This window comes from Undibacterium sp. GrIS 1.8 (assembly GCF_040544445.1).
Taxonomy (GTDB): Bacteria; Pseudomonadota; Gammaproteobacteria; order Burkholderiales; family Burkholderiaceae_D; genus Undibacterium.
The window spans coordinates 1-9318 of the sequence record NZ_JBEONQ010000087.1; the positions used below are offsets into that span (position 1 = coordinate 1).

The window sequence follows — 9318 nt, forward strand, 5'->3', positions numbered from 1 at the left end:
GATCATTTTGGACGCTCCTTTCATTTAGGGGGTGTTGCCGCTCCCATTTTGGCACATCGATGCCGTTTGAAAGAGGGCGTCCATTCCATTAGAACACTGAGGATCTTCCTCACAAGATCATATATTAAATTTATTGCTTACAAAACCGTATCGCAAACTGGGATCAGCACCGGACTTAAGCCAAAATGGCGGATTAAATCCGGTAGTCGTCTGCAGTAATCGTCCTTAATAGCGAAGAGTTTAGTTCGGACTTAGTGAATAATCTTAGCCAGGAAATCACGTGCACGCTCAGAGCGGGCCGCATTAAAGAATTCATCCTTGGCGCAATCTTCCACGATCAGACCTTTGTCCATGAAGACGATGCGATTGGCGACTTTTTTGGCGAAGCCCATCTCATGCGTTACGACCATCATCGTCATACCTTCCTGCGCCAAACCCACCATAACATCCAACACCTCGTTAATCATTTCTGGATCGAGCGCAGAAGTTGGCTCATCAAACAACATGGCAATCGGATCCATCGACAAAGCACGGGCAATGGCTACACGTTGTTGCTGACCACCGGACAATTGGCCAGGGAATTTATCTTTTTGCGCAATCAGGCCAACACGGTCTAAATACTTAAGACCTTTTTCTGTCGCCTCTTCTTCTGAACGCCCCAAGACTTTGACTTGGCCTATGGTCAGATTCTGACGAATCGACAAATGCGGAAACAACTCAAAGTTCTGAAATACCATCCCGATGCGCGCACGCAATTTGGACAAATTGGTCTTTGGATCACCGACAGAAATACCATCCACCGTAATGTCGCCTTTTTGGAAAGGCTCCAGTCCGTTGACAGTTTTAATCAAGGTAGATTTACCAGAACCAGATGGGCCGCAGACCACAACGACTTCACCTTTAGTAACTTGCGTAGTGCAGTCAGTCAATACTTGGAATTGACCGTACCATTTGCTGACGTTATTTAATTTAATCATGATCTTCTCCAAACGTTTTTCTAAACGCTCTTTAAAATGTTTTTATCTAAATAAGTAATTGGTCAGCGAATAATCGCGACTTTTTCTTGTAATTTTTTAACCAGTGCCGACAACGCAAAACAAAGAACGAAGTACACGACGGCGACGAAGGAATACATTTCCACTAATCGTCCGTCACGTTGCGCGATCTTAGAAGCAGCGCCTACAAAATCAGGAATCGACAGTACATAAACCAGCGATACGTCTTGGAATAAGACGATGGTTTGTGTCAGCAAAACCGGGATCATATTGCGGAAGGCTTGCGGCAATACGATGTTACCCATGGTTTGCCAGTAGTTCATCCCGATGGCATAGCCAGCCCAGATTTGTCCGCGTGGAATCGACTGAATACCAGAGCGCATAATTTCGCAATAGTAGGCCGCCTCAAACATCACGAAGGTAATCAGGCAAGATGAAAACGCACCGACTTGCACAGGCTCTTTGGAACCGATAACCCATGCGCCTAAATAAGGCACCAAGAAATAGAACCAGAAAATCACCAGCACCAGAGGAATGGAGCGCATGATATTGACATAGGTCGTGGCGATAAATTTGATCGGCTTAATACTGGACAGGCGCATCATCGCCAACAAAGTACCAAGAACGATACCACCAGTCATCGCCAGAAATGTCAGTTCTAGCGTGAACGACATCCCTGTTTTAAACAGATAAACCCAAGAACGCTGAATGACATCAAAATCAAAATTACTAAACATGATTAATGTCCTCCCGCATTAGCAGAGCCGGACGTGATAAACCCTGGAACAGCGGTTTTCTTTTCCAATAAATTAGAGAGCATGATCGCAATGACCGATACCATTAAGTAGATTAGCGTAGCAGCACTAAACGCCTCAAATACCTGAAAAGAAAATTCTTGCATTGAACGCGCACTGGCAGTCAACTCCATCAAACCGATGGTCAAAGCGACAGAACTATTTTTAATAATCGCTGCTAATTCGTTGGTGAGCGCAGGCAAAATAATGCGGAACGCCATTGGCAACAAGACATAGCGATACGTTTGTGGGAGCGTTAAACCTAAGGCAGTGCCAGCCATTTTCTGACCACGAGGTAAGGCGTTGATACCCGCTGATACTTGAACAGCTACTCGTGCCGAGGTAAAGAAACCCAGACTCAATACCGCAGTAACAAACGGTGCATTCGGTAAAGACTTCAGCCAGTTACCCATTTCCGTCGGTACCAGTTCTGGCATGACGAAATACCATAAAAACATTTGTACCAGTAGCGGAATATTTCTAAATAATTCCACATACCCATTGGCAAGACGCGCGGCCCATTTATTCGGTGCGGTGCGTATGGTGCCGATGACAGCGCCTAAAAAAAGCGCAATGATCCAGGCTAAGGCTGCGGTCGCTAAGGTCCACAACATACCCGAGATCAATGAATCAAAATAGGTGCCGCCGCCATCTGGCGCCGCCTCCCAAAAGATATTCCAGTTCCAGTTATAGTTCATTCTTTGTCCCTTCCAAAATGGCCGATCATTTAACACTCAAAACAAAACGGGAGGCTTAGTGCCCCCCGTTATGCGATGGCTCATTCCATATTTTTATAAAATTACTTTTTCTTTTTCAATACTGCTTTTTGTGCTTCAGGAACAACGGCATAAGCTGATGGCTCGCCAGAATCCGTAGGCTTAGCAATCACCGCTTTAAATTGGTCTGACATTGGCCAGTTCAAAGAAATACCTTTAGGTGGGATTGGTTGTAAAAACCATTTGTGATAAATACGGTTGATATCACCTGAAGTCAGGACGTTAGCAACTGCTTTATCAACAACAGCTTTAAACGGTGCGTCATCTTTACGCATCATGATGCCGTACGGCTCAACTGACAGCGCTTCTTTGCTGATTTCATAATCAGCAGGTGCTTTGGAATTCGCTGCTAAAGACGCCAACAAAATATCATCCATGACAAAAGCGACAGCGCGACCAGTTTCTACCATCAAGAACGCTTCAGCATGATCTTTGGCTGGCAAAATATTAATGCCCAGATTTTGATCTGCATTGAGTTGGGTTAATTGCTTGAGGTTAGAAGTACCTGAGGTTGACACAACCGATTTGCCACGCAAGTCTGCCAAAGTTTTTACACCTGAGGATTTTTTAGACAAAATACGGTTTGCAGTAACGAAGGTAGTCGGTGCAAAGGCAACTTGCTTTTGACGTTCTACATTGTTAGTCGTGGAGCCGCACTCCAGATCGACCGTGCCGTTTGCCATCAAAGGAATACGTGTGGCAGAAGTTACTGGATTGAGCTTGACATTGAGTGCGGTCAAACCTAATTGTTTTTGGATTGCTGTGACCACTTTGAGGCACAGATCAACCGAATAACCTTGATATGACTGTTTGTCATCGAGGTAAGAAAAAGGGATGGAAGAGTCACGCACACCGAGGGTAATCGTGCCTGTTTCTTTAATTTTTTTCAGTGTTCCAGTTTCTTGCGCTTGTGCTGCACCTACAGTTCCTACGATTACACCAGCAGTTACCAGAACAGAAAATAATGTCGATAATTTCATACAGTCTCCAAGAGTTACATCGAAAATATTACATAACGAGTTTACCAAAACCACTTATACAGAAAACGTTTTTTCTCCCTTTTGCGGTACGTGATATTACTTACCAGTTGCATGTAAAAGACAGCTTAATGGAGTAAGTTTTTGATCTATTTCAGCACCGCAATTTTTTTGATTTGCCGACTTATTTTGTCGACTTCTTTTTTCCTTAGATTTCGCCAAATTAATCTGCCACTTTATCGGACGGGAAACGTATAGTGTCCCTCAACAAAAATCCCATTGGCATATTCAGATTGGTCGATTTGGGTGGCACCGGTTGCTGAAACCATTTTGTGTACAACTTGTTGATATCGCCATCTGCCATGAGGTTGGCGATTTCACGATCAACAAATGCCTTAAATGCAGGGTCGTCTTTGCGCAGCATAATGGCGTAAGGCTCAGTGGATAAACCATCACCAACAATGACAAATTTGCTTGGGTCTTTGCTATTGGCTCTTAAGCCATACAGCAGAACATCATCCATTGGGAAAGCTGCTGCCTGACCTGACTCAACCATCGCAAAAGAATTATTGTGATCGTTTGCCTCTACCAGCTTCAATCCAAGTGAACGTACTTTGTCGCGGTCACCCAAGAGTTTGACTGAGGTTGTCCCTTTGGTCGTGACAACGGTTTTTTCTTTAAGATCGGTCCAGTTATTGATGCCGGAATCTGCACGAACCAGCATGCGGGAGGTCGCAAAAAAATGTGGGATGGTGTAAGCGACTTGCTTGCGTCGTTCTGCATTATTGGTGGTTGAGCCACACTCCAGATCGGCTTTACCTTCAACAATACTTGGGATACGTGTGCTACCAGTTACTAATAAATAATTAACTTTGAGCTGCGGTAGTTTGAGTTCTTTTTTGATGGCGTCGACAATCCTGAGGCAGATATCGATGGAGTAGCCAATCGGTTTTTTGTTTTCAGATAAGTAAGAGAACGGAGACGACGCCTCACGATGAGCAATCGTGATCGTTTGGGTATCTTTGATATGGGTGAGCGTATCGGCAGCGTTTGCAAGCGTGACGCAACAACTCAGCACAAAGAACATGCCTATTTTGCTAATACTATGCTTTACTTTCATCTTGATTCCTCAGGTGATACAGAAGTTACTTCTGTGCAAAACTCAGGATGGTAAGTGCAAATACCCGTTTGACTCAACAGAAAAGAACTAATCCCACAAAACAATCTCATGCCTTGATATGAAAAAAATAAATTTACTCAAAGCAAGGTAAAAATATCAGCAAAATACGTGCCACAAACATGAAACTTACTACAACAATAAGGCAAGCCAAATATGACAAGACATCCATCACCGCAGAAGCGATTGATGGATGTTATTTTTCCACTATCGCTATGATTAATTAACCGATAGTGGAATGGTACGAACTATTTAATACTAGATATTATGGATATAAACCACGTACTTCGCGTGCTTGCAAAACTCGGGAACAACCAATAATAAACGCTGCAGTGCGCAGAGAGACATCTTTTTCTTCAGTGATTTGCCATACTGCGTTAAAGGCTTCTTTCATGATCCGTGTCAGGCGTTGATTAATCTCATCTTCTTGCCAGAAATAGCTAGAGAAATCCTGTACCCATTCAAAATAACTTACCGTCACACCACCGGCATTAGCAATTACGTCAGGCACGACCAATACACCTTTATCACGCAAAATATCATCGGCGACGGGCGTAGTTGGACCATTCGCACCTTCCAGAATAATTTTGGCGCGAATCTTGTTGGCATTGGCTTCAGTAATTTGCTGTTCTAGCGCAGCAGGGATCAGGATGTCACAATCAACGCCCCAGAAATCTTCATTCGGCAAAACTGCTTCTGCACCTTCAAAGCCCGCAACGCTGCCGACAGCTGCCACATGATCGAGCAATTTATGCACATCCAAGCCAAACGAGTGGAATACGGTGCCGCCGTGATCTTGTACAGCAACGATTTTTGCGCCAGCTTCTGCAAATAAACGACCGGCGATACCGCCAACGTTACCAAAACCTTGGACTGCGATTTTCGCGCCGGCGATATTTAAATTACGTTTCGCCGCAGCTTCGCAACCGACTACGAATACACCACGTCCGGTTGCTTCACGGCGACCCAAACTACCACCGAGTGAAATTGGCTTGCCGGTTACTACACCGGTAGCTGTGCGACCTTCATTCATGGAATAGGTGTCCATCATCCACGCCATCGTTTGTTCGTTGGTATTGACGTCTGGCGCAGGAATATCTTTATCCGGTCCGATGATGATGCCGATCTCTGAGGTGTAACGACGCGTCATACGCATCAGTTCGCCACGCGAGAGTGTTTTTGGATCGACACGGATACCACCTTTAGCACCGCCGTATGGTACGTTGACAGCAGAATTCTTAATCGTCATCCAAGCAGACAACGCCATCACTTCTGACAGGGTCACATCTTGGTGAAAACGCACGCCACCTTTACCTGGGCCGCGGGACGTGTTGTGTTGTACGCGATAGCCCTCAAAGTGAGAAATACTACCGTCATCGCGTTCGATAGGCACATCGACGATGAGAATACGCTTAGGACGTTTGAGGGTTTCTACCCAACGCGATAAGTGTCCGAGATAAGGGGTGACGCGATCAATTTGCTCTAAATAAACGGACCAAGGACCTGTCTCATGAGGGGTAAGATAAGATGGTATTTGGTGTTGGCTGGACATGGTATGTCTCCTGACTTGTTTGACTGACTTGTTTAATTAAATGAGTTAACGATATTCGACGTTCAATACTAACGACCAGAACTTGTTGATCTCTAAAACACGAACTTAATGTGACAAATTGCGACGCATTGCGACCCATCATTTGTACTTTAAAACGTTTTTTAAAAGCGGCATTCCGATAACGTGATGCAGTGTAGGACAACTGATCTCGCTGTCGCCAATGCTTTGTTTGCATGTATGTATGCAGCAAATGCATAGATATATTTAAGCCAGTTTTTTTGCCAAATAGTAGTGCTAAAACCTGACAAAAATCTTGCCAGATACATCGCAGGTCCGGCAATTATTTTTCATATTGACGCATTACAGTTCTTTTGATTCAGCTTATTTTTTGACTATTTTCTTAGCGAATTTCAGCTCCACTCCGCTATGAGCGCCGTGCAATTGCGCCAGATAATCCCAAAGCCGTCCAACGATTAATTTACCGGGGCGCTGGGTAGAAGGTTTCTCGCGGTAGAGACGGATTTCCATCTCTACTTCCCACGCATTAGACCCACCATCAGCACGCGCTAATTGTTTTTGCTTTAGCTCACGACTGACTGCGGACTCGGGCAAAAAAGCCACGCCTCGCCCTTCTAAGGCCATCATTTTTAAACCTTCGGCCATATCAGTTTCGTAGCATTTTTCAAAATGTAAAGGAATACGGGCGTCGTTTAAAATTAAGTCGACCATGCGCCCCAGATAGGCATTATTGGCGTACGCTAAAAAGGGTAAAGGCGAACGTTCTGTGCCGGGCAAGCTAAATTCTGGCAGACCAGCTTTAGTGCAACGAGCATAGGCGCGCAGTGCTTCAGAACCCATGCTAATCATCTCGTACTGACCAGAGTCCAGCAATAAAGGTTGGCGCGGATGGTGATAACACAGCAGCAAATCACAGCCACCCTCCACTAGACTCATCACGGCATCATGCACATTCAGTGCAAGCAAGCGACTATTGATTTCACCAAAAGCAGATTCCAGTCCGGTCAGCCATTTTGGTACATAGGTCAGGGATAAAGTGTGAGGTACAGCAAAATCAACTGTGGTCTGCGTAGTAGTACGCTTACCTCGCAATAGCGCGCGCGCATTGTTGATCTGCCCCAGCATAGCGATGGCTTGCTCATAAAAAATCTCACCCGCATGGGTTAATCTGGTGGGGTAAGAAGTGCGATCAATCAGATCGCTGCCCAGCCAGGCCTCCAGCGATTGTATGCGACGTGAAAAAGCCGGTTGCGTAACGTGTCGCAACTCGGCGGAGCGGCTGAAACTATTGGTTTCAGCCAAAGAGACGAAGTCTTCCAGCCATTTGGTTTCCATAGCAGTATCTTATGCTGATTGACGATCATCTGGCAAAAAAAACGCCACACGATGAGATTCAACTCAATGGTGTGGCGTCCTTATTTGCGTAACTTATTTTCTGCTATTTTAATGGTGTAGCTAATCAAGCTTATTAAAAGATACTACTCACTTCAGTCAGCTTGCCACCGACAGATTCATAAATGACGACCGTACCGTCTTTAATATCGCCCTTTGCATCAAACTCGATAGTGCCTTGGATTTTGCCGTCAAAAGAATCTTTCTTGAGCTCGGGGACAAATACTGCAGGATCAATCGAACCTGCTTTTTGCATAGCTTGTGCAAATACGTGGATACCATCATAAGAAATCGGCGACATGGCACCTGGCTCGCCATACTTGGCACGATATTTTTGAATGAAAGCAGCCCCGCCAGACAACCAAGACGGCGGCACACCCGCTACCGTGCAGAAGAAATTACGATCGGCGTTGCCCGCGGCAGCTTTGATTGTAGAACCCTCACATAAACCATCACCTACCAAAAATTTAGCGTTGGAACCGTTAGTGCGTAGTTCTTTTAACAAACCAAGGCCCACCGGTTCGTCACCGCCATAAATAATTACCTCTGGATTCAGATCAGTAATTTTTTTCATTAAGCTGCTGTAGTTGACTGTTGTTGGCGTAACAGACTCTTTGCCAGAATTGATTTTTTTAGCATCGAGCATCTTCAGCACCTCGGCCACCAAGCCGACGCCAAAGAGAGAACCATCGTCAACCACGAATACGGTTTTGGCTTTTAACTTCTCGGTCGCAATACGCCCCAATGTCGCGCCTTGCTCGATATCATCTGCACCAATACGGAACACTGTAGACAATCCGATGCGGGTGAACTGGGGATTAGTCGATGCCGACATTTGTGGAATACCCGCCTTGGCATAAATCGGCGCGGCCGGAATCGTGACGCCCGAATTAAAATGTCCATACACCGCGACCACACCCGCATCAACTAGCCTTTGGGCCGCAGCTTTGCCTTCGTCGGCGGAAGCTTTATCGTCCTCAATCACCAGGCTGAAATGCGCTCGTTTGCCTTTAATAAAAACACCATCCTCGTTTAGCTCTTCCACCGCGATTTGCGCGCCATGGGCAATATCTTGACCGTTGTGCGCCAAGGAGCCTGTCATAGGTGCCACGACACCGATCTTGACTTCTACCTGGCGACTGCAGGCGCTCACGAGTAAGGCCAGCAGTAATGCGGGAAACATCAGCTTTTGTGTTGGTACTTTCATTATTTCTCCTGAGCCTGGGATAATTCCACCCCATAGTAGGGGGATTATTTACAAATTAAATCTTGAATTTGAGACGATTTAAAAACTTTTAGAACGGACCAGATAAGCTGTTGCGCTGCGCAATTTTGCCTCTGTGTCAGAATACCTTTAAGCCATGACCATTGTTTATTGTATCTGCCGACGCGAGCTGAGCCAGTTCTAAGCTACCTATAGCAAACTTTGTGCCGACAATGCTTTGCGACAACTAGTTGATATCGGAACGGCAATAGCTTAGCTTAATATGACCTGAAGATGCAGTGATTTTAATATACTCCCCATTATTTTTATTAAAAACATGGCGGATTCAAGTACGAAGAGCAACATTGAATAAAAAGTCAAAGGGTCAGATGCGATAGCATTCTGCCTTTTGACCAGCCAGTCGAAAGTTGCC

General features: G+C 45.3%; 9 protein-coding genes. 1 reads left to right on the top strand and 8 read right to left on the bottom strand.

The annotated features are described in order from the left end of the window. Positions 1-219, top strand: a 219-nt coding sequence (locus AAKU64_RS21620) for a hypothetical protein (protein ID WP_354363004.1), incomplete at its 5' end; no start/stop codon positions are given. A 32-nt stretch (positions 220-251) separates the two neighbouring features. On the opposite strand, the gene AAKU64_RS21625 is transcribed toward AAKU64_RS21620, so the two are convergent. From AAKU64_RS21625 to AAKU64_RS21660, 8 genes are all read right to left on the bottom strand, one after another. Continuing rightward, positions 252-977, bottom strand: a complete 726-nt coding sequence (locus tag AAKU64_RS21625) for an amino acid ABC transporter ATP-binding protein (RefSeq protein WP_354334619.1) — start codon at positions 975-977, stop codon at positions 252-254. Between the two features lie 62 nt (positions 978-1039). Next, positions 1040-1732 (bottom strand): amino acid ABC transporter permease, encoded by a 693-nt coding sequence (locus tag AAKU64_RS21630; protein WP_354334621.1) that lies wholly within the window; start codon positions 1730-1732, stop codon positions 1040-1042. Positions 1733-1734: 2 nt separating this feature from the next. Further along, positions 1735-2487 carry an amino acid ABC transporter permease gene (locus AAKU64_RS21635; protein WP_354334623.1) on the bottom strand — a complete coding sequence of 251 codons (753 nt, stop codon included), beginning with the start codon at positions 2485-2487 and terminating at the stop codon, positions 1735-1737. A 101-nt stretch (positions 2488-2588) separates the two neighbouring features. After that, positions 2589-3545: a transporter substrate-binding domain-containing protein gene (locus AAKU64_RS21640; RefSeq protein ID WP_354334625.1), complete on the bottom strand. Its 957-nt coding sequence runs from the start codon at positions 3543-3545 to the stop codon at positions 2589-2591. A gap of 220 nt (positions 3546-3765) precedes the next feature. Continuing rightward, the gene (locus tag AAKU64_RS21645; protein WP_354363005.1) at positions 3766-4662 is read right to left on the bottom strand and encodes an amino acid ABC transporter substrate-binding protein; all 897 of its coding nucleotides are present in this window, start codon (positions 4660-4662) and stop codon (positions 3766-3768) included. A 322-nt stretch (positions 4663-4984) separates the two neighbouring features. Then, on the bottom strand, positions 4985-6271 hold the full coding sequence (locus tag AAKU64_RS21650) for a Glu/Leu/Phe/Val family dehydrogenase (RefSeq protein WP_322120195.1): 1287 nt from the start codon (positions 6269-6271) through the stop codon (positions 4985-4987). Positions 6272-6652: 381 nt separating this feature from the next. Continuing rightward, complete coding sequence (locus AAKU64_RS21655; protein ID WP_354363006.1) at positions 6653-7624, bottom strand: LysR family transcriptional regulator; 972 nt, start codon at positions 7622-7624, stop codon at positions 6653-6655. Positions 7625-7757: 133 nt separating this feature from the next. Next, positions 7758-8888 (bottom strand): branched-chain amino acid ABC transporter substrate-binding protein, encoded by a 1131-nt coding sequence (locus AAKU64_RS21660; RefSeq protein ID WP_354363007.1) that lies wholly within the window; start codon positions 8886-8888, stop codon positions 7758-7760. Positions 8889-9318: the final 430 nt, after the last annotated feature.